Raw genomic sequence first — 23,007 nt, forward strand, 5'->3', positions numbered from 1 at the left:
AGGGCCGCCGCGGCGCGGGCGGTGCGCGGGTCGCCGAGGCGGGCCAGGGCGTGGGCGGCGGCGGCACAGCGCGGCGGGTCACGGTGGTTGAGGAGCAGCACCAGGGACTCGAAGGCGCGGCGGTCGCCGGCCAGGCCGAGCCGGAAGGCGGCCAGTTCGCGGGCCCACAGGGGCTGTCCGGGTGCGGTGAGGACGGCGGCGAGGGTGCCGGTGTCCTCCGTCTGCGCGAGGCGGTCGAAGTCCGCCGATCCGCCCGCCTCGGTCCGTAAGCGCTGCGTGAGCGTCCGCCACTCCTCGTCCATGTCCCCGAGCGTAGAGGCGAGTCGGGCCGCTCGGGACCTACATCACAAACCTGGGGGCTGGCGCGCTCGTTACCGGCCGGTTAAGCTCAGACGAGCGAGTTACCCACTCGCGACCCTCCTCGTGGCGGTTTGGTGACGCAGCCGCCGCGAGTCGCAGTCGGTTCGGTACGTCTCGTACCGCAGTACGGCCCGGCCCCGGGACAGGGCTGGCCGGATCCGCCGCAGGGCGGGGCGTGTGCACGCCCTCCCCGTACCGGCACCGGGCGTGTGCGCTCGAAAAGCCCGGACCACACCCGCACTCCGCACGCGAGCCCGGTGCGCCCCCTCGGCGCACCCGGGCGGCGTTTCCCGTCGTCACCCTCATTCCTGGAGTCCCGCGATGGCCGCTCCCCTGTCCCACACCCCCGTCTCCCCGCTCCGGACCGTCGCCGTCGTCGGCCTCGGCACGATGGGCACCGGTATCACCGAGGCCCTCGCCGCGGCCGGCCGCGAGGTCGTCGGCATCGACATCAGCGAGGTCCAGGCCGCCAAGTGCGTGGCCGCCCTGGAGGCCTCCACCGCCCGCGCCGTGCAGCGCGGCCGGCTGACCGAGCAGGAGCGCACCGCGCTGCTGGCCCGGGTGCGCGTCTCCACCGACCTGACGACCGCGGCCGACGCCGACCTGGTCGTCGAGGTGGTCCCCGAGTCGTACGAGGTCAAGCAGCAGGTGTTCCGTGAACTCGACGCCGTCGTGCGTCCGGAGGCGATCCTGGCGACCGGCACCAACGCCCTGTCCGTGACCCGGCTCGCCGCGGAATCGGCCCGTCCCGAGCGGGTGCTGGGGCTGCACTTCTTCAACCCCGCGCCGGCGATGAAGCTGGTGGAGGTGGTGTCCTCGGTGCTGACCGCCCCGGGCGCCGTCACCGCGGTGACCGACCTCGCCCTGGACCTGGGCAAGGAGCCCGTCGCGGTCGGCGACCGGCCCGGATTCGTCGCCGACGGGCTGCTGTTCGGGTACCTGAACCAGGCCGCCGCGATGTACGAGTCGAAGTACGCCTCCCGGGAGGACATCGACGCGGCGATGCGGCTCGGCTGCGGTCTGCCCATGGGGCCGCTGGCGCTGCTGGACCTGATCGGCATCGACACCGCGCGCACCGTCCTGGAGGCGATGTACGCCGAGTCCCAGGACCGGCTGCACGCGCCCTCCCCGATCCTCAAGCAGCTGAGCGAGGCGGGCCTGACGGGCCGCAAGGCGGGGCGCGGCTTCTACACCTACGACGCGCCGGACAGCGCCACCGTCGTGCCGGACGCGCTGACCCCGGGCGGCGACGGCACGGCCGGCGGCGGCCGGACCGTCCGCTCGGTGGGCGTGGCCGGGTCGGGCACGATGGCCTCCGGCATCGCCGAGGTGTTCGCCAAGGGCGGCTACGACGTGGTCCTCGCCGCGCGCAGCGAGGAGAAGGCGCAGGCCGCCAAGGCCCGCATCGGCAAGTCGCTGGCCCGCTCGGTCGACAAGGGCCGGATGACCGCCGAGGCCGCCGCGCAGACGCTGGAGCGGATCACCCCGACCGGCACCTACGACGACTTCGCGGACGTCGACCTGGCGCTGGAGGCCGTCGCCGAGGACCTGGAGGTCAAGCGGCAGCTGTTCGCCACGCTGGACAAGGTCTGCAAGCCGGGCGCGGTCCTCGCCACCACCACCTCCTCGCTGCCCGTCGTCGCCTGCGCACGCGCCACCTCGCGTCCGCAGGACGTGATCGGCATGCACTTCTTCAACCCCGCGCCGGCCATGAAGCTGGTCGAGGTGGTGCGCACCGTGCTGACCGCCGACGACGTGCACGCGACCGTGCGCGAGGTGTGCGGGACGATCCGCAAGCACGCCGTCGACTGCGGCGACCGGGCCGGGTTCATCGTGAACGCGCTGCTGTTCCCGTACCTGAACAACGCGATCAAGATGGTCGAGGAGCACTACGCCTCGCTCGACGACATCGACGCCGCCATGAAGCTGGGCGGCGGCTATCCGATGGGCCCCTTCGAGCTGCTGGACGTCGTCGGGCTGGACGTCTCGCTGGCCATCGAGAAGGTGCTGCACCGCGAGTTCCGCGACCCGGGCCTGGCCCCGGCCCCGCTGCTGGAGCACCTGGTGGCCGCGGGCTGCCTCGGCCGCAAGACCGGCCGTGGCTTCCGCGAATATGCCAAGCGCTGAGCATCGCCCCGGCGACTGGTTCGGGGCCGGGGCGGAATGGGGCGGGCTGCTCGACCCCGACCGGTTCCCTCCGTCCGGCAACGGCACGTCTCCCCCGCCCGGGAAGGGCGGGGGAGCCCCCGGTCACGCGCACCGAGCTGCGCACATGCAGTACGTTCGGGGCATGTCCCAGCCCGCCAAGTCCGTACGTACACCCGCCACGACCGAGGCGCCGGAGAGCGCCGCAGGGTCCCGTGCCGCCGCCCAGCGGCTGAAAATGCGCCGGGAGCTGGCGGCCGCCGCGATGGAACTCTTCGCGTCCAAGGGGTACGAGGCGACCACCGTCGACGAGATCGCGGCCGCGGCCGGGGTCGCGCGCCGCACCTTCTTCCGGCACTTCCGGTCCAAGGAGGAGGCGATCTTCCCGGACCACGACGACACCCTGGTCCGCGCCGAGGCGGTGCTCAACGCGGCACCGGCGCACGAGCATCCGCTCGACACGGTGTGCCGCGGCATCAAAGAGGTCATGAAGATGTACGCGGCGCACCCGGAGATCTCGGTCGCCCGCTACAAGCTCACCCGCGAGGTGCCCACCCTGCGCGAGGCGGAGATCGCCTCGGTGGCCCGCTACGAGCGGCTGTTCACCCGCTATCTGCTCGGCCACTTCGACGAGCACGCGCACCACGACGCGAGCAACGACGACCCGCTGCTGGCGGAGGTGGCGGCGTCCGCCGTGGTCACCGCGCACAACCACGTGCTGCGGCGCTGGCTGCGGGCGGGCGGCCAGGGCGACGTCGAGGCCCAGCTGGACCACGCCTTCGCCATCGTCCGCAAGACCTTCGGCAGCGGCATCGTGGCGGGCCGCAGCCGCACCTCCGGGCCGTCGCGGCCGGCGGTTCCGGCGGACGGGCAGGGTGAGGTGCTGGTGACGGTCACCCGGACCGACGCCCCGCTGGACGAGGTGATGCGCACCATCGAGCAGGCCCTCAAGGAGCGCTGAGGACCGCTCGCCCGCTGTGATGACGGCCACCCGACCGGGTGGCCGTTTTGGCATGTCAGGGGCCCTTTTCTGGCGCCTCGCGGACCCCGTTCGATCGATCATCGCTCATTTGTCACGTAAAGATTTCATCTGAGACCAAGTTCTGGCACGCAGTGCCTTGCCGGATGACACGGCGTGCCATACGTTGAAGGAAGTCCGGGCGGCCGGCGCGCAGAGACAGATCGTGCGCCGGCTGTCCCAGCAAGCCGGAGCCCCCGGCCTGCCCGCCCGGACGCCTGCGTCACAGGCACCTCCCGCGCCACCAGCGCTGCCGAAGCACCACCGCCGAACCGACGGCACCCCCGCAACCCCTCAGCAGCACACCGACGTAACCCTCAGCGCCCCTCCCTCAGGGCGCTCACCGCCGGAGGCAACACCGTGACCGTCAAGGACATCCTGGCCGCGATCCAGTCGCCCGACTCCACGTCGGAGGACTTCGCCGCCCTGCCGCTCCCCGAGTCGTACCGCGCGATCACCGTGCACAAGGACGAGACGGAGATGTTCGCCGGCCTCGAGACCCGTGACAAGGACCCGCGCAAGTCGCTCCACCTCGACGACGTGCCGCTGCCCGAACTCGGCCCCGGCGAGGCCCTGGTGGCCGTCATGGCCTCCTCGGTCAACTACAACTCCGTGTGGACCTCGATCTTCGAGCCGCTGCCCACCTTCGGCTTCCTGGAGCGCTACGGCAGGCTCAGCGAGCTCACCAGGCGCCACGACCTGCCGTACCACATCATCGGTTCCGACCTCGCCGGCGTCGTGCTGCGCACGGGCCCCGGCGTCAACGCCTGGCGCCCCGGTGACGAGGTCGTCGCCCACTGCCTGTCCGTCGAACTGGAGTCGTCCGACGGCCACAACGACACGATGCTCGACCCCGAGCAGCGCATCTGGGGCTTCGAGACCAACTTCGGCGGCCTCGCCGAGATCGCGCTGGTGAAGTCCAACCAGCTGATGCCCAAGCCGGACCACCTCACCTGGGAGGAGGCCGCCGCCCCCGGCCTGGTCAACTCCACCGCCTACCGGCAGCTGGTGTCCCGCAACGGCGCCGGCATGAAGCAGGGCGACAACGTCCTCATCTGGGGCGCCAGCGGCGGACTCGGCTCCTACGCCACGCAGTTCGCGCTGGCCGGCGGCGCCAACCCGATCTGTGTCGTCTCCAGCGACCAGAAGGCCGACATCTGCCGGAAGATGGGCGCCGAGGCGATCATCGACCGCAACGCCGAGGGCTACAGGTTCTGGAAGGACGAGAACACCCAGGACCCCAAGGAGTGGAAGCGCTTCGGCAAGCGCATCCGCGAACTCACCGGCGGCGAGGACATCGACATCGTCTTCGAGCACCCCGGCCGCGAGACCTTCGGCGCCTCCGTGTTCGTCACCCGCAAGGGCGGCACCATCACCACCTGCGCCTCCACCTCGGGCTACATGCACGAGTACGACAACCGCTACCTGTGGATGTCGCTGAAGCGCATCATCGGCTCGCACTTCGCCAACTACCGCGAGGCGTGGGAGGCCAACCGACTCATCGCCAAGGGCAAGATCCACCCCACCCTGTCGAAGACCTACTCCCTGGAGGACACCGGGCAGGCCGCCTACGACGTCCACCGCAACCTGCACCAGGGCAAGGTCGGCGTGCTGTGCATGGCGCCCGAGGAGGGCCTGGGCGTGCGCGACCACGCCAAGCGCGCCCAGCACATCGACGCCATCAACCGCTTCCGGAACATCTGAGGTCGGACATGACAGAGCGTCAGGCGCCGCAGGCGCCCAGGGAACGGGACCGGCCGTGGCTCATGCGGACGTACGCCGGCCACTCCACCGCCGAGGCGTCCAACGAGCTGTACCGGCGCAACCTCGCCAAGGGGCAGACGGGTCTGTCGGTCGCCTTCGACCTGCCGACCCAGACCGGCTACGACCCCGACCACGTCCTCGCCCGCGGCGAGGTCGGCCGGGTCGGGGTGCCGGTCTCCCACCTCGGTGACATGCGCCGGCTGTTCCAGGACATCCCCCTGGAGCAGATGAACACCTCGATGACGATCAACGCCACCGCCATGTGGCTGCTGGCGCTCTACCAGGTCGTCGCCGAGGAGCAGGGCGCGGACATCACCAAGCTCCAGGGCACGACGCAGAACGACATCGTCAAGGAGTACCTGTCCCGCGGCACCCACGTGTTCCCGCCCGGGCCGAGCCTGCGCCTGACGACGGACATGATCGCGTACACGGTCTCCCACATCCCGAAGTGGAACCCGATCAACATCTGCAGCTACCACCTGCAGGAGGCCGGGGCCACGCCGGTGCAGGAGATCGCGTACGCGATGTCCACCGCCGTCGCCGTGCTCGACGCGGTGCGCGACAGCGGCCAGGTGCCGCAGGAACGCATGGGCGACGTGGTCGGCCGCATCTCCTTCTTCGTCAACGCGGGCGTCCGCTTCGTCGAGGAGATGTGCAAGATGCGCGCCTTCGGCCGCATCTGGGACCAGGTCACCCGCGAGCGGTACGGCATCGAGAACCCCAAGCACCGCCGCTTCCGCTACGGCGTGCAGGTCAACTCCCTCGGGCTGACCGAGGCGCAGCCGGAGAACAACGTCCAGCGGATCGTGCTGGAGATGCTGGCCGTCACCCTCTCCAAGGACGCCCGCGCCCGCGCCGTGCAGCTGCCCGCCTGGAACGAGGCGCTGGGCCTGCCCCGCCCCTGGGACCAGCAGTGGTCGCTGCGCATCCAGCAGGTCCTCGCCTACGAGAGCGACCTGCTGGAGTACGACGACATCTTCGAGGGCTCGAAGGTGGTCGAGGCGAAGGTCGCGCAGCTGGTCGAGGACTCCCTCGCCGAGATGGAGCGCATCGAGGAGATGGGCGGCGCGATGGCCGCCGTCGAGTCCGGCTACCTCAAGTCGCAGCTCGTCGCCTCGCACGCCGCGCGCCGCGCCCGGATCGAGTCCGGCGAGGAGAAGATCGTCGGTGTGAACGCCTTCGAGGGCACCGAGCCCAACCCGCTGACCGCCGACCTGGACACCGCGATCCAGACGGTCGACCCGGCGGTCGAGGCCCGGGTCGTCACCGCCCTCCAGGAGTGGCGGGACACCCGCTACCAGCCGCCGTTCAACCACCCGCGCCCCTGCAAGGCGCTGGAGCGGCTGAAGGAGGCCGCGAAGGGCACCGACAACCTCATGGAGGCCACCCTGGAGTGCGCCCGGGCCGGCGTGACCACCGGCGAGTGGGCCGGGGCCCTGCGCGAGGTGTTCGGCGAGTTCCGCGCGCCGACCGGCGTGTCGTCCGCGCCGCTCGCGGTGACCGCCGAGGAGGGCACCGCGCTCGGCCGGGTGCGCCGCAAGGTGGAGCTGACGGCCCAGGACCTCGGCGTCGGCAAGCTGCGCTTCCTGGTCGGCAAGCCGGGCCTGGACGGTCACTCCAACGGCGCCGAGCAGATCGCCGTGCGGGCCCGCGACGCCGGGTTCGAGGTGGTCTACCAGGGCATCCGGCTCACCCCGGAGCAGATCGTGGACGCCGCCCTCGCGGAGGACGTGCACGCCGTCGGCCTGTCCATCCTCTCCGGCTCGCACGCCCAGCTGGTGCCGGACGTGCTGGAGCGCCTCCATGTGGCCGGTGCCACAGATATACCGGTGATCGCCGGTGGCATCATCCCCACCGGAGACGCCGAGGCGCTGCGGGCCGCGGGAGTGGCCGCGGTCTTCACCCCGAAGGACTTCGACATCACCGGGATCATCGGCCGCATCGTCGACGAGATCCGCACAGCGAACAAGCTCGACCCCCTGGAGGTCCCCGCATGACCAGCCCCGCTCCCCAGGTCAACCGTCTGCGCCCCCGGCGCTCCTGTCTGGCGGTGCCGGGTTCCAACCCGCGCTTCCTGGAGAAGGCCCAGGGCCTCCCCGCCGACCAGGTCTTCCTCGACCTGGAGGACGCGTGCGCGCCGCTGGCCAAGCCCGAGGCGCGGCACACCATCGTGAAGTTCCTCAACGAGGGCGACTGGACCGGCAAGACGCGCGTGGTCCGGGTCAACGACTGGACCACCGAGTGGACCTACCGCGACGTGGTGACCGTGGTCGAGGGCGCCGGCCCGAACCTCGACTGCATCATGCTGCCGAAGGTGCAGGACGCGCAGCAGGTCGTCGCCCTGGACCTGCTGCTGACGCAGATCGAGAAGACGATGGGCTTCGAGGTCGGCCGGATCGGCATCGAGGCGCAGATCGAGAACGCGCAGGGCCTGAACAACGTCAACGACATCGCGCAGGCCTCCCCGCGCGTCGAGACCATCATCTTCGGCCCGGCCGACTTCATGGCGTCCATCAACATGAAGTCGCTGGTCGTGGGCGAGCAGCCGCCCGGCTACCCGGCGGACGCCTACCACTACATCCTGATGAAGATCCTGATGGCCGCCCGCGCCAACAACCTCCAGGCGATCGACGGCCCCTACCTGCAGATCCGCAACGTCGACGGCTTCCGCGCGGTCGCCGACCGGGCCGCCGCCCTCGGCTTCGACGGCAAGTGGGTGCTGCACCCGGGCCAGGTGGACGCGGCCAACGAGGTGTTCTCCCCCTCGCAGGAGGACTTCGACCACGCCGAGCTGATCCTGGACGCGTACGACTACTACACCTCCGAGGCGGGCGGCAAGAAGGGCTCCGCGATGCTCGGCGACGAGATGATCGACGAGGCCAGCCGCAAGATGGCCCTGGTCATCTCCGGCAAGGGGCGCGCCGCCGGCATGCAGCGCACCAGCAAGTTCGAGATCCCGGAGGGCTGAGCGCCATGCAGTTCGGACGCACCTACGAGGAGTTCGAGGTCGGGGCGACGTACAAGCACTGGCCCGGCAAGACGGTCACCGAGTACGACGACCACCTGTTCTGCCTCCTCACGATGAACCACCACCCCCTCCACATGGACACCAACTATGCGGAGAAGACGACGGACTTCGGCAAGAACGTCGTCGTCGGGAACTACATCTACTCCCTGCTGCTCGGCATGTCGGTGCCGGACATCTCCGGCAAGGCCATCGCCAACCTGGAGATCGAGTCCCTGCGGCACGTGGCGCCGACCTTCCACGGGGACACCGTCTACGGCCAGACGACCGTGCTCGACAAGTGGCCGTCGAAGTCGAAGGACGACCGCGGGATCGTGTACGTCGAGACCAAGGGCTACAAGCAGGACGGCACGCTGGTCTGCGTGTTCCGCCGCAAGGTGATGGTGCCGACCGAGACGTACATCAAGGAGCGCGGCGGCGAGCAGCCCGGCCGCCCGGAACTCAGGGAGCAGGAGAAGTAGGCCATGGCCCGTCTCGCCCAGACCGCCGGTCTGACCGACGTCCAGCAGGAGATCCTCACCACCGTCCGCGACTTCGTGGACAAGGAGATCATCCCGGTCGCCACCGAGCTGGAGCACCGCGACGAGTATCCGCAGCAGATCGTCGACGGGCTCAAGGAATTGGGTCTGTTCGGTCTGATGATCCCCGAGGAGTACGGGGGTCTGGGCGAGTCGCTCCTCACCTACGCGCTGTGCGTGGAGGAGATCGCCCGCGGCTGGATGTCGGTGTCCGGCATCATCAACACCCACTTCATCGTGGCGTACATGCTCAAGCAGCACGGCACGCAGGAGCAGAAGGACCACTTCCTACCCCGGATGGCGGCCGGCGACATCCGCGGCGCGTTCTCCATGTCCGAGCCGGGCCTCGGCTCGGACGTGTCGGCGATCACCTCCAAGGCGGTGAAGGACGGCGAGGAGTACGTCCTGAACGGCCAGAAGATGTGGCTGACGAACGGCGGAACCTCGTCGCTGGTGGCCGTTCTGGTCCGGAGTGACGAAGGACACCCCGAGGGCACGGCGCCCCACAGGTCGATGACCACGTTCCTGGTCGAGAAGGAGCCGGGCTTCGGTGAGGTGCGTCCCGGCCTCACCATCCCGGGCAAGATCGACAAGATGGGCTACAAGGGCGTCGACACGACCGAGCTCATCATGGACGGCCTGCGGGTTCCCGCCGATCGGGTGCTCGGCGGCGTCACCGGCCGAGGTTTTTACCAAATGATGGACGGGGTCGAGGTCGGCCGCGTCAACGTCGCCGCGCGTGGCTGCGGCGTCGCTCAGCGTGCCTTCGAGCTGGGCGTCCAGTACGCCCAGCAGCGTCACACTTTCGGCAAGCCGATCGCCCAGCACCAGGCCATCCAGTTCAAGCTGGCCGAGATGGCTACCAAGGTGGAGGCGGCGCATGCGATGATGGTGAACGCAGCGCGCAAAAAGGACTCCGGGGAACGAAACGACCTTGAAGCAGGGATGGCGAAGTACCTCGCCTCCGAGTACTGCAAGGAGGTCGTGGAGGACGCCTTCCGGATCCACGGCGGCTACGGCTTCTCCAAGGAGTACGAGATCGAGCGCCTCTACCGGGAGGCCCCGATGCTGCTGATCGGTGAGGGTACGGCCGAGATCCAGAAAATGATCATCGGCCGGCGACTGCTCGAAGAGTATCGATTCCAGGGCTGACTTGTCCGGATACGGGGTGTTTTCTTGGAAAACAGGATCACACCCCGTCAGCACTCCTCGCGCGTCGACTCGGTTGCCTGGCTTACCCAGTTGCCGCCGGGAGCCGCTACGATCGCCGGAAAGCCGCCGTCCCCCGTCAGTGCGCGGCACGATCCGCTACGAAGGTCATCCATGCCCCACAGCCAAACCTCTGCACCTCGCGACAGCCTCACCGGCGTACGCCTCGCGCGCGGAGCCTCGCCGTGGCTTCTGCCGACCGTGGCCACCGCAGCCGTCAGTCTGCTGCGTGCCCGCCGCTCGGGTGCCGCAAAGGCCGTCGCCGTCCCCGCCACCGCCCTGGCGGCGGGGATGCTGTGGTTCTTCCGCGACCCCGAGCGCGAGATCACCCGCGGCCGGGTCATCTCGCCCGCCGACGGAGTGGTGCAGAGCATCATGCCGTGGAAGGACGGCCGCACCCGTGTCGCGATCTTCATGAGCCCGCTCAACGTCCACGTCAACCGCGCGCCGCTGGACGGCACCGTGACGTCCGTCGAGCACGTCCCCGGTGGTTTCGTTCCCGCCTTCAACAAGGAGAGCGAGAACAACGAGCGGGTGGTCTGGCACTTCGACACCGAGCTCGGTGACATCGAGATGATCCAGATCGCCGGCGCCGTCGCCCGCCGCATCGTCCCCTACGTGCCCCAGGGCACCAAGGTCGAGCAGGGCGACCGGATCGGTCTCATCCGCTTCGGCTCGCGTGTCGACCTCTACCTGCCGGAGGGCGTGGAGGTCGCGGTCGAGGTCGGTCAGAAGACCGTGGCTGGGGTGACTCGCATTGACCGTGATTGATCCCGACACACAGGCCGGGTGGGTGCCCGAGGCCGACCAGGACGAGGACGAGGAGGAGATGCCGCTCTCGCTCCGCCTGTCGATAGCGGACACCCTCACCCTGGGCAACGCCACCTGTGGCTTCATGGCGGTGTACTTCACCACCACCGGCATCCTGATCCCGCACCTCACGGGCAGTCAGGAGACGGGCATGGCCCGCCACAGCGCGGCCACCGCCGTCATCCTGATGCTGTGCGCGGCGGTCTTCGACCTCTTCGACGGCCTGGTCGCGCGCAAGCTGCGCTCCTCGCCGATGGGCGCGGAGCTGGACAACCTCTCCGACCTCATCAGCTTCGGCCTCGCGCCGGCGTACTTCGTCCTCGTCTACGGCATGGTCGCCGACGACGCGCACCAGAGAGTGGCCGCGGTCGGGGCGATCGTGGTGCTGCTGGCGGTGGTGCTGCGGCTCGCCAGGTTCTCCTGCGTCACCGTCAAGGACGGCACCTTCCAGGGCATGCCCTCGCCGTTCGGCGCACTGACCGTCGTCTCGATCGTGCTCCTCGAGCTGCCGTTCGTGGCGACGCTGCTGGCGATCCTGGGCACCGCCTGGCTGATGGTGAGCCGGGTCGAGTACCCGAAGCCGCGCGGGCGCCTCGCCGTGGCCATGCTGTCGTGGATCGTCCTGTCCATGGGCCTGCTCGCGGCATGGGCGTTCGACGCGCCCAGCGGCCAGCTGCTGCTCCAGACGGGGTGCGCGCTGCAGCTGGTGATGGGCGCGGTCATCCCGCTGTTCGCCACGGCACGCCGGGTGAACAACTTCCGCGACAACCGGCGGGAGGCGCGGGCGGCGCAGATGCCGTAGCGCTGCGCTCGGCTGGAGCGGCCGGCCTGGCTTGGCCGGTATGGCTGTGTGGGCCCCCGGACCCTTTGGGTTCCGGGGGCCCTTTGCTGTACGGCTGCGCCCGGCCGCGGGGGCGGTCCGCCGGGGCGGTGCTTTGGCGGTGCTGGTGATGCTGGTGGTGCTGTGCTTGCTGCGGGCTCGGGGCGGGGGCTTTGCTGCCGGTCGGGGCGGGTGGCGGGTGGCGGTTGGGCAGGGGCCCGGAGGCCCGGCCCGCCCGGGTGCCGGGGCCGGGGACCCAAGCACCGAGCCGGTTTGGCCCCGGCCCCCGGAGCGCTCGGGTTCGGGGCTCTTGGCTGTGCCTGAGCCGCCGGGAGGTCCTTGGACGGTCCTGGTGAACGCGGGCCGGGCGCCGTGCTGCCGAGCGAGTCGGGCGGCGGGTGGACAAGGACTCCACGAGACCCGGGCGCCCAAGGGCCGGATCGGGTTGGCCCCGGCGCCTCCCGGCCCTCTCGGAATGGGGCCCATCGCTGGCGCCTGAGCCCGCCAGGAAGTCTCCGGACAGTCCCGGCGAGTTCGGGCCGGGCGCCCTGCTGCCGACCGAGACGGGCGGCGGGTGGGCAAGGGCCCCACGGGACCGGAGGTCCGGGGGCCAGTCTCGCCCCCGGAGCGGCTCAGGTCAGGAAATCGCGGGCGATGCGCGCCGCCGTGCGTTCCAGGATGGGGCCCGCCTCGGCGATGCACCGGGTGACGTCCGGTTCGAGGTCCGTCAGGGCGTACGCCCGCCGGATGCCGGCCCGTCCGAGCTCCTCCGGGGGCAGGGCCAGCCGGCCGCACACCGCCACGACCTCCTTGCCGGCCGCGCGGGCCGCCGCGGCGACGCCCGCCGGGGCCTTGCCGTGCAGGGTCTGCGGGTCCAGCGACCCCTCCCCCGTGATCACCAGGTCGGCCCGCTCCAGCGCGGGCGCGAAGCCGAGGACGTCGAGCATGACCTCGATGCCGGGCCGGAACCCGGCGCCGAGGAGCAGCGCTCCGTAGCCGATGCCGCCCGCGGCGCCCGCGCCCGGAGAGGCGGCGTACGCGGCGGCGCGCGGGCCGACGGCCTCCTCCACGATCTTCGCGAAGTGTGCGAGGGCCACGTCGAGGCGCTCCACGTCCTCCGCGGAGGCGCCCTTCTGCGGCCCGTAGACCGCGGGGGCGCCCTTCGGCCCGGTCAGCGGGTTGTCGACGTCGCTGGCGAGGACCAGCTCGACCTCGCCGAGCCGCGGGTCGAGCCCGGACAGGTCGGCCGAGGCCAGCTCGGCGAGCCCGCCGCCGCCCGGCGCCACCGGCTCGCCGTCGGCCTTGAGGAAGCGTGCGCCGAGCGCGGCCAGCATCCCCGCCCCGCCGTCGGTGGTGGCGCTGCCGCCCACCCCGAACACGATGCTGCGCGCGCCGGCGTCGAGCGCGGCCCGCAGCAGTTCGCCGGAGCCGTACGTCGACGCGGTGAGCGGTGCGAAGGTGTCCTGCGGGAGCCGCTGGAGTCCGCTGGCCTCCGCCATCTCCACGACGGCGGTGTCGCCGCGCAATGCGAAGGCCGCGGTCACGGGGTCGCCGAGCGGCCCCTGGACCCGTACCTCCCGCCGGTCGAACCCGGCGGCGACCGCCGCGGCCACGGTGCCGTCGCCGCCGTCCGCGACCGGGAGCGCCTCGACCTCCAGGCCCGGCACGATGCCGCGCAGCCCGGCCGTCACCCGGTCGGCGACCTCCACGGCCGTCAGCGAGCCCTTGAACTTGTCCGCGGCGACGAGCACCCGCTGCACCGGCTGAGCCGGTCGGGTTCCTCCTGCTGCAGTGTCCGCCACTAGCCATCCCCTCGCTCTCCGGGTCCCGCACACCGGTGCGGGACCAGTCGCGCCGTTGCGACCTTAACCGGCGGGTGTGTCCCCCGTCATGCGCTGCCCAGCCGGTGGAACGGCCACGGCCCGCGTGGTGACGGGAGCGGGCGGAGCGGGATTCGGGTAGACCGGACCCATGACCGCAGTGGGCACGGACGTGGGCACGGACTCGGGGCTGGCCGATCGCATTCTCGGGGGCTGGCTGGGCCGGATCGCGGGCAACATGCTCGGCAAACCGGTCGAGCAGGGCGAGGTGTGGACGCGGGACCGCATCGACCGGTACCTGCGGTCGGCGGACGCGCTGCCGCTGACCGACTACCTGCCCGAGCCGCCCGGCGAGAGCGAGGCCGCCCTGCTGCGGCCGGAGTGGCGGGCCTGCGTGCGCGGCCGGGTGCACGGCAGCTGCCGCGACGACGACGTCGACTACTCGATCCTCGGCCTGCACCTGCTGGAGACCCACGGCTTCGCCTTCACCACGGAGCAGGTCGGCGACCTGTGGCTGCTGCGGCTGCCCTACCTCCAGACGTTCACGGCGGAGCGGGCGGCGTACCGGAACCTGGCGAACGGGCTGAAGCCCCCGCTGACGGCCACGTACGACAACCCGTACCAGGAGTGGATCGGCGCCCTCATCCGCGCCGACATCCACGGCTGGACCTCCCCCGGCGCCCCACGTCGCGCCGCCGCACTGGCCCGCCGGGACGCGGTGCTCTCGCACACCGGAAACGGGGTGTACGGCGCGATGTGGGCGGCGGCGCTGATCGCGGCGGCGTTCACGGCGGAGACGGTGCGCGAGGCGGTGGAGGCGTCGCTGGCCGTGATCCCGGCGAGCAGCCGCCTGGCCCGCACGGTGCGCCGCGTGGCCTCCCTGCACGATACGGGCCTGGCCTGGGAGGACACCCTCGCCACGCTCGACAAGGAGACGGCCGGCCTCGGCTGGATCCACACGGTCCCCAACGCCGCCGTCCTCACCACCGGCCTGCTCTACGGCGACGGCGACTTCACCCGCACCCTCGCCCTCACCGTCCGCGGCGGCCTGGACACCGACTCCAACGGCGCGACGGCGGGCTCGGTGGCCGGCGTCCTGTGCGGCGCGGCAGCCGTACCCGAACAGTGGCGCACGCCCCTGGCGGACACGGTCCGCAGCGCGGTCTTCGGCTACGACGGCATCAGCATCACCGAACTGGCGGACCGCACGGCGCGGTTGGCCCGGGAGGCACGGGAAGCGGGCGGCTGAGCGGGGACGATGCCCACCGGCCGCCCCCCACCCCGTGCGCCCGGCGTGTGCGCCGCCCCGTGTCGGTCGGGGCCCCGCGCGTGCTGCCGTGCGCCGGGAGCGGGGCCTCCGGTTGTGCGGAATGCGGGCCGGCTGCCTGGTTACCCTTCCCGGCATGACCACCACGCAGGACGTCCAGGACTTCGCCGCCTACATCGCCTCCCTCCCCCGTGTCCTCGCCGGAGCCGGTGCGCTCTTCCGGGACGAGGCGGGGCGGGTGCTGCTCGTGGAGCCGAACTACCGGGAGGGCTGGGCGCTGCCCGGCGGCACGATCGAGTCCGACGACGGGGAGACGCCCCGGGAGGGCGCGCGGCGGGAGACGGCCGAGGAGATCGGACTGGACCGGGAGCTGGGGCGGCTGCTGGCCGTGGACTGGGTGCGGGGTGCGGGGCGGCCGCCGCTGGTGGCGTACCTGTACGACGGCGGGGTGCTCGGTGAGCGGGAGCTGGGGGCGATCCGGCTGCAGGAGGAGGAGCTGCTGTCCTGGCGGCTGGTGCCCCGCGCGGAGCTGACCTCCTACCTGCCGGGCGCGCTGGGCCGCCGGGTGCTGGCCGCGCTGGATGTCCTGGACGACGGCTCGGGCACCGCGGAGCTGGAGGACGGCCACCGGGTGCGGTGAGCGGGAGGGGCGGGCCGGCCTGCGGATATGCGGTGGCCCGAGCGGGGGCCCGCCGCCTACCCTCGGCCGCATGAGCAAGCCCCTCGTCGCGCTCCTCACCGGTGCCGGGATCAGCACCGACTCCGGCATCCCGGACTACCGCGGACCGAACGGTGTCTGGCGCCGCGACCCCGAGGCCGAGAAGCTGGTGACGTACGAGTACTACATGGGCGACCCGGACATCCGGCGCCGGTCCTGGCAGCTGCGCCGGGAGAACGGCGCGCTGACCGCCGAGCCGAACGCGGCGCACCGTGCCGTCGCCGGGCTGGAGCGGTCCGGGGCCGCGGCGGTGCGGGTGATCACGCAGAACGTGGACGGTCTGCACCAGCTCGCCGGGATGCCCGCCCGCAAGGTGCTGGAACTGCACGGCACCGTCCGCGAGGTGGTGTGCACCGACTGCTCCGTACGGGGTTCGATGGCCGACGTGCTGGCGCGGGTGGAGGCCGGCGAGCCGGATCCGCCGTGCGAGGTGTGCGGCGGGATCCTCAAGTCCGCGACCGTGATGTTCGGCGAGCCGCTCGACCCCGTCGTGCTGTCCGAGGCCCTCGCGATCGCCAAGGCCTGCTCGGTGTTCCTCGCCGTCGGCACCAGCCTCCAGGTCCAGCCCGCCGCCGGCCTCGCCGGCGTCGCGGCCGACCACGGGGCCCGGCTGGTCATCGTCAACGCGGAACCGACGCCGTACGACGAGATCGCCGACGAGGTCGTCCGCGAGCCCATCGGCACGGCGCTGCCGGCGCTGCTGCGCCGGATCGGCGCCGGGGGCGAGCCCCGCTGACACCGGCGGCAGCGGCCCCGCCGGTCAGAACAGGCCCGCGCCCCGTTCGAAGTCCAGCAAGCGCTGCTTGCGCTCCAGGCCGCCGCCGTAGCCGGTGAGGCTGCCGGAGGCGCCGATGACGCGGTGGCAGGGGATGACGATGCCGATGGGGTTGCGGCCGTTGGCGAGGCCGACGGCGCGGGACGCCTTGGGGCTGCCGAGGGCGTCGGCGAGCCGACCGTAGGAACGGGTCTCGCCGTAGGGGATGCGCCTCAGCTCGTCCCAGACGCGGCGCTGGAACGGGGTGCCGTGCGGGCGCAGCGGGAGGGTGAACTCCTTCAGCTCGCCCGCGAAGTACGCCGACAGCTGCTCCCGCGCCTCGGCGAAGGGGGCGTCGTCGCGGTCGCCGAAGGTCTCCTCGGCCGGGCGGTGGCGCTGCTCGGTCATGTAGAGGCCGCACAGGACGCCGTCGTCGTCGGCGACGAGGGTCAGCGGGCCGTAGGGGCTGTCGATCACGGTGTGCTGCTTCATGGGCTTTTATTCTCCAGTGCTGATGCCGGGCTCATACGGGCTTGTACCGGCTCATACGGCTCATACCGGGAGGATGTTGATCGGGTGGCTGTCCGTCGCCCACAGGTATTGGACCGCGTAGGCCCGCCAGGGCCGCCAGGCCGCCGCGCGGGCGGTGAGGGCGGCCGGTGTGGAGGGCAGGCCCAGGTCGCGGGCGGCGCGGCGGATGCCGAGGTCGGTGGGCAGGAAGGCGTCGGGGTCGCCGAGGGCGCGCATGGCGATGACGTCGGCGGTCCACGGGCCGAAGCCGGGGAGGGCGAGGAGCCGGGCGCGGGTCTCGGGCCAGTCGCTGTCCACGCCCAGGGGGAGGTCCCCGTCCGCGAGTGCGCTGACGAGGGTGGTCAGGGTCGTGCGGCGGGCGCGTGGCAGGGCCAGGGTGCCGGGGTCGAGCGCGGCCAGGGCGTCCGGTGTCGGGAAGAGGTGGGTGAGGCCGCCCTCGGGGTCGTGGACCGGTTCGCCGTGGGCGGTGACCAGACGGGCGGCGTGGGTGCGGGCGGCGGCCGTGGAGACCTGCTGGCCGAGGACGGCGCGGATCGCGAACTCCGCCGCGTCGACCGTGCGCGGCACCCTGCGGCCGGGGGCCTTGTCCACGAGGGGCGCGAGGACGGGGTCCGTGCGCAGGTGGCCGTCGACGGCGACAGGGTCGGCGTCCAGGTCGAGCAGGCGGCGGCAGCGGCTGATGGCGACGGGCAGGTCGCGCAGGTCGCTGAGGGTGAGCCGGCAGGCGATGTGGCCGGGGCGCGGGGCGAGGGCGACGATGCCGTGCCCGTACGGCAGGCGCAGGGTGCGGCGATAGGCGCCGATGGGGGCACCTCCCACGCCCTCAAGGCTGTGGGGGATCCATTCCTCCACGCCCGGTACGGCGGTCGCCGCGAGGTGGCCGAAGAGGTTGTCGGGGTTGAGCGGGGTCCGGAACGGCAGCCGCAGGGACAGCGCGCCGGCGGTGTGGTGGTCGTCCTCGCGGGGCGCCCGGGCGCGCAGTCCGCTCGGGGAGAGCGCGAAGACCTCGCGCACCGTGTCGTTGAAGGTGCGCACGGACGAGAACCCGGCGGCGAAGGCGATCTCCGCCATCGGCAGCGCCGTGGTCTCGATGAGCAGGCGGGCGGTCTGGGCGCGCTGGGCACGGGCGAGCGCCAGGGGGCCCGCGCCGAGTTCGGCGAGCAGTTGGCGTTCGACCTGCCGGGTGCTGTAGCCGAGCCGGGCGGCGAGCCCGGGCACGCCCTCGCGGTCCACCACGCCGTCGGTGATCAGCCGCATGGCGCGGGCGACCGCGTCGGCCCGGTGGTTCCACTCCGGGGAGCCGGGGCTGGTGTCGGGCCGGCAGCGTTTGCAGGCGCGGAAGCCTGCCTGCTGGCAGGCCGCCGCGCTGGGGTGGAAGACCATGTTCTCGGCCTTCGGCGGCACCACCGGGCAGCTGGGCCGGCAGTAGATGCCGGTGGTCAGGACGGCGGTGTAGAACCAGCCGTCGAACCGCGCGTCCTTGGACCGCACGGCGCGCACGCAGCGCTCGGTGTCGGTGTGCATGCCCTTCTGCATGCCTCAAGGATCCGGCATCGGCCGTCCCGGTTCCGGCGGAAATCCGACATGGACCTCCCCGGTGCTGCGACTCACCGGATCGCGCGCCGGGCCCGTTGCGTCGGGGCGTCCGGCCGGCCCCGGGCGCGGGCGTCCGGGGCCGCCCGCGCCCGGCACAGCAGCGTCAGTCGATGCGCGCGCAGAGGTCGTCGGTGGTTGCGTGGAGGAGGCGGACGTCCTTGTGGCCGGAGGCGCTGATGTCCATCGTGTACACCCCGTCGACGATGTAGAGGCCACGCGGCAGGCTGCCCTCCGCCACGCCGACCAGCACCGGGCCGGCGACGGTCCAGAACTGGGAGCCGTCGCGCCGGAGTTCGACCAGGGCGGAGCCGCTCGCGTCGGCGTCGTGGTGGGCGCCGGTCTCCGTGTTGGTGACGCGTACGACCAGGTCGCCCTTGTACGCGATCCGCCGGGGCGAACCGTCGGGGTAGGTGCTCAGCACGCGCTGCACGACCTCGTCGACGACCGGCTCGCCGTGGACGGGGAAGTCGCAGCGTGCGCCGGCGGCCACGTCCCAGGGGGCGGAGGGCGCCGGTTCCCAGCCCGGTCCCGTCCCGGCGCTCGCCGGGGTCGCGCCGAGGAGTACGGCGGTCAGCGCCAGCGGGGCGAGAGCGGCTCGTCGCATGAGGTTCCTCCAGGGATTCGGGGCTCGAACGTGGTCCGTCGCAGTTTTCCCGCGGCCGCTGACCACGATCTGACCATTCGGCGTGCGCTGGCCGCTGCTAGGCTCCCGGCCCACCATGGAGTTTCAGCTGCTCGGTCCGTTCGCCGCCCGCCATGACGGACGGCTGGTGCAGCTCGGCAACCGCCGGCAGGAACGGTGCCTGCTGGGCGTGCTGTTGCTGCACGCGGGGCGTGCGGTCACGACGGAGCGCCTCATCGATCTGCTGTGGGAGGCGGGGTCGCCCGCGTCGGCGCGGGCCACCGTCCACACCTACGTGCGGCGGCTGCGGGCGTCGCTGGAGCCGTTCGGGATCTCCGTCGGGACCCGCCACGACGGGTACGTCGTGGAGCCCGGGCCGTACTCGGTCGACGCGCAGGAGTTCACCGCGCTCGCCGGGAAGGCGGCCGCGGCCACCGATCCGGCGGAGCGGCTCGGTCACTACGACGACGCCCTCGCGCTGTGGAAGGGCCCGCTGCTCGCCGACGTCGCCGACGACCGGCTGCGCGGCACCCTGGGGGTGCGGCTCACCGAGCTGCGGCTGTCCGCGGTGGAGCAGCGCGCGCAGGCCCAGCTCGACATGGGGCTGAACGACCGGGTGCTCGCGGACCTGCTCCCCGTGGTCGTGGAGCACCCGACCCGCGAGGCCCTGGTCGTCGCCGCGATGACCGCCCTGTACCGCGGGGGCCGCCAGGCCGAGGCGCTCCAGCTGTACGACCGCACGCGCCGCCTGCTGGCGGCGGAGCTCGGTGTCGAGCCGCAGCACGGTCTGCGCACCCTGCACGAGCGGATCCTGCGGGCCGACCCCCGGCTGGACCGGCCGCCCGGGCCCGTCTACGCGGTGCGCGTCGACGACCAGTGGCTGCCCTGGAGCACGGGCGGACACCCGGCCCTGGAGTTCTGCAACACCTACGCCGGCTGGGGCGGGGAGCGGCTGCCCGGGTCGGAGTGGCTGCGGGACTACGGCACGCTCGCCGTGTGGGCCGGGCACCTGGACCTCATCGGGGCACGGCAGGTCGCCGGGCTGCGCGAGCAGGCGGTGCGGCAGCCCGGGGAGGCCGCCGCCGTCCTCGACGAGGCCCGCCGCTTCCGCGCGGCTCTCCACGCCTGCCTGAAGGACCCGCAGGACGGCCGCGCCTTCACCGCGGTGGCCGGGGACGTGCAGGAGGCCGCCCGGTCCTCCGTCTTCGTCCGCGGCGAGGACGGGCTGGGGCGCTGGCAGCCGTCGCCGTCCTCCGGACTGCGCCTGCCGCTGCGCGCCGTCGCCCTCGCGGCGGGCGACCTGCTCGCCGACCCCCGCCGCTTCACCGTCCGCACCTGCCCCGGCCCGGACTGCGGCTGGCTGTTCCTCGACGAGAGCGGACGGCGGCGGTGGTGCAGCCTGGGGACGTGCGGGGCCCGCCGCAAGGCCGGGAGGCAGGGCTGAGAGGCAGGGCTGAGACGCCTACGACGCGTCGGTGTCCCCGCCGTCGTCCAGCTCAGTGAAGAGGGTCAGCTGGAGGTCGCCCGGGGCCTCCAGGCGGGAGTTGAGGGAGTTCCAGGGGGTGCGGGTCGGTTCGGCGATCACCTCGGCGCCGGCGGCGGCCAGTCGCGCCGTGGTGGCGGTGGAGTCGTCCACCTGGAAGGCGACCCGCAGGTGCCCGGCCACCCGTCGGCCGACCTCGACCTCGTCGATGAAGTCGGCCTGCCGCGGGTCGGCCAGCTCCAGGGTGGCCCGGCCCGCTTCGAGGATGGTGACCCGGCCGTCGGGCGAGTTGAACGCTTCGCGCTCGGTGAGGCCGAGGACGTCGCGGTAGAAGTGCAGGGCGGCGTCGTAGTCGGCCGCGGTGACCACCAACCGGAGTTCACGGACGGCGGGTTCGTCGGACATTCGGGCTCCTCGGAGATCGTCGTTACCCGGCCTCAACCCGCCCGCCGGACGGTTCATTCCGGTCGGCCGGCGTGCTCAGTCCAGCCGTGCGGCGAACGCCTCGTACGCGCGGTCGTCGAAGAGGGCGAAGGTGATCTCCTCGACCGCGGTCGACGCGGCCCGCACGGTGTCCACCGCGATGCGGGCGGCGTCGTCGAGCGGCCAGCCGTAGACGCCGGTGGAGATGGCGGGGAACGCCACGGTGCGGGCGCCGAGTTCGTCGGCGACGCGGAGCGCCTCCCGGTGGCAGGACGCCAGCAGTTGCGAGCGGTCCTCGTCCGGGCTGTACACGGGGCCGACGGTGTGGATGACCCAACGGGCGTCCAGCCGGCCCGCGGTGGTGGCGACGGCGCGGCCGGTGGGCAGGCCCTTGCCGTACCGGGAGGCGCGCAGGTCCCGGCACTCCGAGAGGATCTCCGGGCCGCCCCGGCGGTGGATCGCGCCGTCCACTCCCCCGCCGCCGAGCAGCGAGGAGTTGGCCGCGTTGACGATCGCTTCGACCCGCAGGCGGGTGATGTCGCCCTGGACGAGGGTGAGGGTGGCCCTCATGTCTGGCGGAGCCTCCTCCATACCGCCTTCGCCGCGTTGTGGCCCGACATGCCGTGCACGCCCGGGCCGGGCGGGGTGGCCGACGAGCAGAGGTAGACGGCGGGGTGCCGGGTCGCGTACGGGAACAGCGAGGGCTTCGGGCGCAGCAGCAGCCGGAGCCCGGAGGCGGCGCCGGTGCCGATGTCGCCGCCGACGTAGTTGGCGTTGCGGGCGGCGAGTTCGGGGGGTCCGGCGGTGGCGCGGGCGAGGACGCGGTCGCGGAACCCGGGGGCGTACCGCTCCAGTTGGCGTTCGATGGCGTCGGTGAGGTCGCCGGTCCAGCCGTGCGGCACGTGGCCGTAGGCCCAGAAGACGTGCCGGCCCTCGGGGGCGCGGGTGGGGTCGGCGACGCCGGGCTGGACGGTGATGAGGAACGGCGCGTCGGGGGCGCGGTCCTCGCGTGCGGCGGCGCGCAGCGCGGCGCCGATCTCGGCGGTGTCGGCGCCGATCTGGACGGTGCCGGCGGTGCGGGCCTCGGGGGCGGTCCACGGCACGGGGCCGTCCAGCGCGTAGTCGATCTTGAAGACGCCGGGTCCGTACCGGTAGCGCGCGTAGGCGGTGCCGAAGCCGGCGATGCGGGCCAGCGCGGTGGGCGAGGTGTCGAAGACGTAGGCGCGGGCCGGGGGCAGGTCGTCGAGGCGCTTGATCTCGTAGTCGGTGTGGATCAGGCCGCCGAGGTCCGTGAGGTACGCGGCGAGGGCGTCGGACAGGGACTGGGAGCCGCCGCGGGCGACGGGCCAGCCGCGGGCGTGCGCGGCGAGGGCGAAGACGAGGCCGACGGCGCTGGTGGCGACGCCGTCGAGGGGGGCCATCACGTGGGCGACGAGACCGGCGAAGAGGGTGCGGGCCCGCTCGTCGCGGAAGCGGCGCATCAGCCAGGTGGACGGGGGCAGGCCGGTGAGGCCGAAGCGGGCGAGGGTGACCGGGTCGCGGGGCAGGGCGGTCAGCGGCAGCGACATGAAGTCCCGGACGAGGGTGTCCCAGCGGGGCAGGAAGGGCGAGACCAGCCTGCGGTAGGTGCCGGCGTCGCGGGGGCCGAAGGAGGCGGCGGTCTCGGCGACCGAGCGGGACAGCACGGCGGCCGTGCCGTCGGGGAAGGGGTGTGCCATGGGCAGGTCGGGGTGCAGCCACCGCAGGCCGTAACGCTCCAGCGGGAGGGCCCGGAAGGCGGGCGAGTTGATGCCGAGGGGGTGTGCTGCGGAGCAGGGGTCGTGGCGGAAGCCGGGGAGAGTGAGTTCCTCGGTGCGCGCACCGCCGCCCACGGTCCCCTTCGCCTCGAACAGCGCGACGGAGAAGCCGCGCCGGGCCAGCTCCACGGCGGCGGTCAGGCCGTTCGGTCCCGCACCCACGACGACCGCATCGAGCATCGACGCCACCTTCGGACTCCTTCGTCAGCCGACGGCCAGGGGGATCAGCATAGGCGGCACCGCCCCCGCCCCACCTGCCGTGGGCGACGGGCAGTTGGGGCGGAACCCGGGGCGGGGCATCCGGCTGCCCGTGCGGCCGGGCAGGGCG

The 23,007-nt window shown here is 72.6% G+C and carries 20 protein-coding genes and 1 pseudogene; 13 read left to right on the forward strand and 8 right to left on the reverse strand.

Features of this window, described 5'->3' with window-relative positions; genetic code table 11:
* Positions 1 to 302, reverse strand: a pseudogene (locus G3I53_RS09800) (adenylosuccinate lyase); the annotation flags it as partial.
* 379 nt (positions 303 to 681) lie between these two features.
* Between G3I53_RS09800 and G3I53_RS09805 the strand changes: the two are divergent.
* The 9 genes from G3I53_RS09805 to pssA all read left to right on the forward strand — a co-directional run bounded on the left by G3I53_RS09805 (position 682) and on the right by pssA (position 11,651).
* Entirely contained in the window at positions 682 to 2,487 is a 1,806-nt protein-coding gene (locus G3I53_RS09805) for a 3-hydroxyacyl-CoA dehydrogenase (protein ID WP_164337457.1), read from the forward strand.
* Positions 2,488 to 2,650: 163 nt separating this feature from the next.
* A complete protein-coding gene (locus tag G3I53_RS09810; protein ID WP_239063723.1) occupies positions 2,651 to 3,466 on the forward strand; it encodes a TetR family transcriptional regulator in 816 nt (271 codons plus the stop codon).
* Positions 3,467 to 3,883: 417 nt separating this feature from the next.
* Positions 3,884 to 5,227, forward strand: coding sequence for a crotonyl-CoA carboxylase/reductase (gene ccrA / locus G3I53_RS09815; RefSeq protein ID WP_164337455.1), 1,344 nt, complete (start codon positions 3,884 to 3,886; stop codon positions 5,225 to 5,227).
* Positions 5,228 to 5,235: 8 nt separating this feature from the next.
* Positions 5,236 to 7,284 (forward strand): protein meaA, encoded by a 2,049-nt coding sequence (locus G3I53_RS09820; RefSeq protein WP_164337454.1) that lies wholly within the window; start codon positions 5,236 to 5,238, stop codon positions 7,282 to 7,284.
* A complete protein-coding gene (locus G3I53_RS09825; RefSeq protein ID WP_164337453.1) occupies positions 7,281 to 8,255 on the forward strand; it encodes a CoA ester lyase in 975 nt (324 codons plus the stop codon). Before G3I53_RS09820 ends, G3I53_RS09825 begins: the two co-directional genes overlap by 4 nt.
* A gap of 5 nt (positions 8,256 to 8,260) precedes the next feature.
* On the forward strand, positions 8,261 to 8,773 hold the full coding sequence (locus G3I53_RS09830; protein ID WP_164337452.1) for a MaoC family dehydratase: 513 nt from the start codon (positions 8,261 to 8,263) through the stop codon (positions 8,771 to 8,773).
* Between the two features lie 3 nt (positions 8,774 to 8,776).
* A complete protein-coding gene (locus G3I53_RS09835) occupies positions 8,777 to 9,982 on the forward strand; it encodes an acyl-CoA dehydrogenase family protein (RefSeq protein ID WP_164337451.1) in 1,206 nt (401 codons plus the stop codon).
* 171 nt (positions 9,983 to 10,153) lie between these two features.
* Entirely contained in the window at positions 10,154 to 10,810 is a 657-nt protein-coding gene (locus G3I53_RS09840) for a phosphatidylserine decarboxylase (protein WP_164337450.1), read from the forward strand.
* A gap of 22 nt (positions 10,811 to 10,832) precedes the next feature.
* Positions 10,833 to 11,651 (forward strand): CDP-diacylglycerol--serine O-phosphatidyltransferase, encoded by an 819-nt coding sequence (gene pssA, locus G3I53_RS09845; protein ID WP_164337458.1) that lies wholly within the window; start codon positions 10,833 to 10,835, stop codon positions 11,649 to 11,651.
* Between the two features lie 650 nt (positions 11,652 to 12,301).
* Here pssA and G3I53_RS09850 read toward each other — a convergent pair.
* Positions 12,302 to 13,420 carry a glycerate kinase gene (locus G3I53_RS09850; RefSeq protein ID WP_164438225.1) on the reverse strand — a complete coding sequence of 373 codons (1,119 nt, stop codon included), beginning with the start codon at positions 13,418 to 13,420 and terminating at the stop codon, positions 12,302 to 12,304.
* 220 nt (positions 13,421 to 13,640) lie between these two features.
* On the opposite strand from G3I53_RS09850, the gene G3I53_RS09855 reads away from it, so the two are divergent.
* From G3I53_RS09855 to G3I53_RS09865, 3 genes are all read left to right on the forward strand, one after another.
* Entirely contained in the window at positions 13,641 to 14,738 is a 1,098-nt protein-coding gene (locus G3I53_RS09855) for an ADP-ribosylglycohydrolase family protein (RefSeq protein WP_164336217.1), read from the forward strand.
* 154 nt (positions 14,739 to 14,892) lie between these two features.
* Complete coding sequence (locus G3I53_RS09860) at positions 14,893 to 15,396, forward strand: NUDIX hydrolase (RefSeq protein ID WP_164336215.1); 504 nt, start codon at positions 14,893 to 14,895, stop codon at positions 15,394 to 15,396.
* Between the two features lie 70 nt (positions 15,397 to 15,466).
* The gene (locus tag G3I53_RS09865) at positions 15,467 to 16,210 is read left to right on the forward strand and encodes a Sir2 family NAD-dependent protein deacetylase (RefSeq protein WP_164336213.1); all 744 of its coding nucleotides are present in this window, start codon (positions 15,467 to 15,469) and stop codon (positions 16,208 to 16,210) included.
* A gap of 24 nt (positions 16,211 to 16,234) precedes the next feature.
* On the opposite strand, the gene G3I53_RS09870 is transcribed toward G3I53_RS09865, so the two are convergent.
* The 3 genes from G3I53_RS09870 to G3I53_RS09880 form a co-directional block, all read right to left on the reverse strand.
* Positions 16,235 to 16,720 (reverse strand): methylated-DNA--[protein]-cysteine S-methyltransferase, encoded by a 486-nt coding sequence (locus G3I53_RS09870; protein WP_164336211.1) that lies wholly within the window; start codon positions 16,718 to 16,720, stop codon positions 16,235 to 16,237.
* A gap of 60 nt (positions 16,721 to 16,780) precedes the next feature.
* Positions 16,781 to 18,295, reverse strand: coding sequence for an AlkA N-terminal domain-containing protein (locus G3I53_RS09875; protein WP_275404154.1), 1,515 nt, complete (start codon positions 18,293 to 18,295; stop codon positions 16,781 to 16,783).
* 163 nt (positions 18,296 to 18,458) lie between these two features.
* Positions 18,459 to 18,959, reverse strand: a complete 501-nt coding sequence (locus G3I53_RS09880) for a hypothetical protein (RefSeq protein ID WP_164338435.1) — start codon at positions 18,957 to 18,959, stop codon at positions 18,459 to 18,461.
* A gap of 115 nt (positions 18,960 to 19,074) precedes the next feature.
* Between G3I53_RS09880 and G3I53_RS09885 the strand changes: the two genes are divergently transcribed.
* On the forward strand, positions 19,075 to 20,421 hold the full coding sequence (locus G3I53_RS09885) for a BTAD domain-containing putative transcriptional regulator (protein ID WP_164338434.1): 1,347 nt from the start codon (positions 19,075 to 19,077) through the stop codon (positions 20,419 to 20,421).
* Between the two features lie 18 nt (positions 20,422 to 20,439).
* On the opposite strand, the gene G3I53_RS09890 is transcribed toward G3I53_RS09885, so the two are convergent.
* From G3I53_RS09890 to G3I53_RS09900, 3 genes are all read right to left on the reverse strand, one after another.
* The gene (locus G3I53_RS09890; protein ID WP_164338433.1) at positions 20,440 to 20,865 is read right to left on the reverse strand and encodes a VOC family protein; all 426 of its coding nucleotides are present in this window, start codon (positions 20,863 to 20,865) and stop codon (positions 20,440 to 20,442) included.
* A gap of 75 nt (positions 20,866 to 20,940) precedes the next feature.
* Positions 20,941 to 21,453, reverse strand: coding sequence for an O-acetyl-ADP-ribose deacetylase (locus tag G3I53_RS09895; protein ID WP_164338432.1), 513 nt, complete (start codon positions 21,451 to 21,453; stop codon positions 20,941 to 20,943).
* On the reverse strand, positions 21,450 to 22,859 hold the full coding sequence (locus G3I53_RS09900) for an NAD(P)/FAD-dependent oxidoreductase (protein ID WP_164338436.1): 1,410 nt from the start codon (positions 22,857 to 22,859) through the stop codon (positions 21,450 to 21,452). The genes G3I53_RS09895 and G3I53_RS09900 overlap by 4 nt, the downstream gene beginning before the upstream one ends.
* Positions 22,860 to 23,007: the final 148 nt, after the last annotated feature.

This window comes from Streptomyces sp. SID14436, assembly GCF_010548465.1.
Taxonomy (GTDB): domain Bacteria; phylum Actinomycetota; class Actinomycetes; order Streptomycetales; family Streptomycetaceae; genus Streptomyces.

Bases quoted from the DNA above. Each gene is read 5' to 3' on its own strand.
- G3I53_RS09805 (WP_164337457.1), top strand. From the start codon at position 682: ATGGCCGCTCCCCTGTCCCACACCCCCGTCTCCCCGCTCCGGACCGTC.
- G3I53_RS09810 (WP_239063723.1), top strand. From the start codon at position 2,651: ATGTCCCAGCCCGCCAAGTCCGTACGTACACCCGCCACGACCGAGGCG.
- G3I53_RS09820 (WP_164337454.1), top strand. From the start codon at position 5,236: ATGACAGAGCGTCAGGCGCCGCAGGCGCCCAGGGAACGGGACCGGCCG.
- G3I53_RS09825 (WP_164337453.1), top strand. From the start codon at position 7,281: ATGACCAGCCCCGCTCCCCAGGTCAACCGTCTGCGCCCCCGGCGCTCC.
- G3I53_RS09830 (WP_164337452.1), top strand. From the start codon at position 8,261: ATGCAGTTCGGACGCACCTACGAGGAGTTCGAGGTCGGGGCGACGTAC.
- G3I53_RS09835 (WP_164337451.1), top strand. From the start codon at position 8,777: ATGGCCCGTCTCGCCCAGACCGCCGGTCTGACCGACGTCCAGCAGGAG.
- G3I53_RS09840 (WP_164337450.1), top strand. From the start codon at position 10,154: ATGCCCCACAGCCAAACCTCTGCACCTCGCGACAGCCTCACCGGCGTA.
- G3I53_RS09855 (WP_164336217.1), top strand. From the start codon at position 13,641: ATGACCGCAGTGGGCACGGACGTGGGCACGGACTCGGGGCTGGCCGAT.
- G3I53_RS09860 (WP_164336215.1), top strand. From the start codon at position 14,893: ATGACCACCACGCAGGACGTCCAGGACTTCGCCGCCTACATCGCCTCC.
- G3I53_RS09865 (WP_164336213.1), top strand. From the start codon at position 15,467: ATGAGCAAGCCCCTCGTCGCGCTCCTCACCGGTGCCGGGATCAGCACC.
- G3I53_RS09870 (WP_164336211.1), bottom strand. From the start codon at position 16,720: ATGAAGCAGCACACCGTGATCGACAGCCCCTACGGCCCGCTGACCCTC.
- G3I53_RS09875 (WP_275404154.1), bottom strand. From the start codon at position 18,295: ATGCAGAAGGGCATGCACACCGACACCGAGCGCTGCGTGCGCGCCGTG.
- G3I53_RS09880 (WP_164338435.1), bottom strand. From the start codon at position 18,959: ATGCGACGAGCCGCTCTCGCCCCGCTGGCGCTGACCGCCGTACTCCTC.
- G3I53_RS09885 (WP_164338434.1), top strand. From the start codon at position 19,075: ATGGAGTTTCAGCTGCTCGGTCCGTTCGCCGCCCGCCATGACGGACGG.
- G3I53_RS09890 (WP_164338433.1), bottom strand. From the start codon at position 20,865: ATGTCCGACGAACCCGCCGTCCGTGAACTCCGGTTGGTGGTCACCGCG.
- G3I53_RS09895 (WP_164338432.1), bottom strand. From the start codon at position 21,453: ATGAGGGCCACCCTCACCCTCGTCCAGGGCGACATCACCCGCCTGCGG.
- G3I53_RS09900 (WP_164338436.1), bottom strand. From the start codon at position 22,859: ATGCTCGATGCGGTCGTCGTGGGTGCGGGACCGAACGGCCTGACCGCC.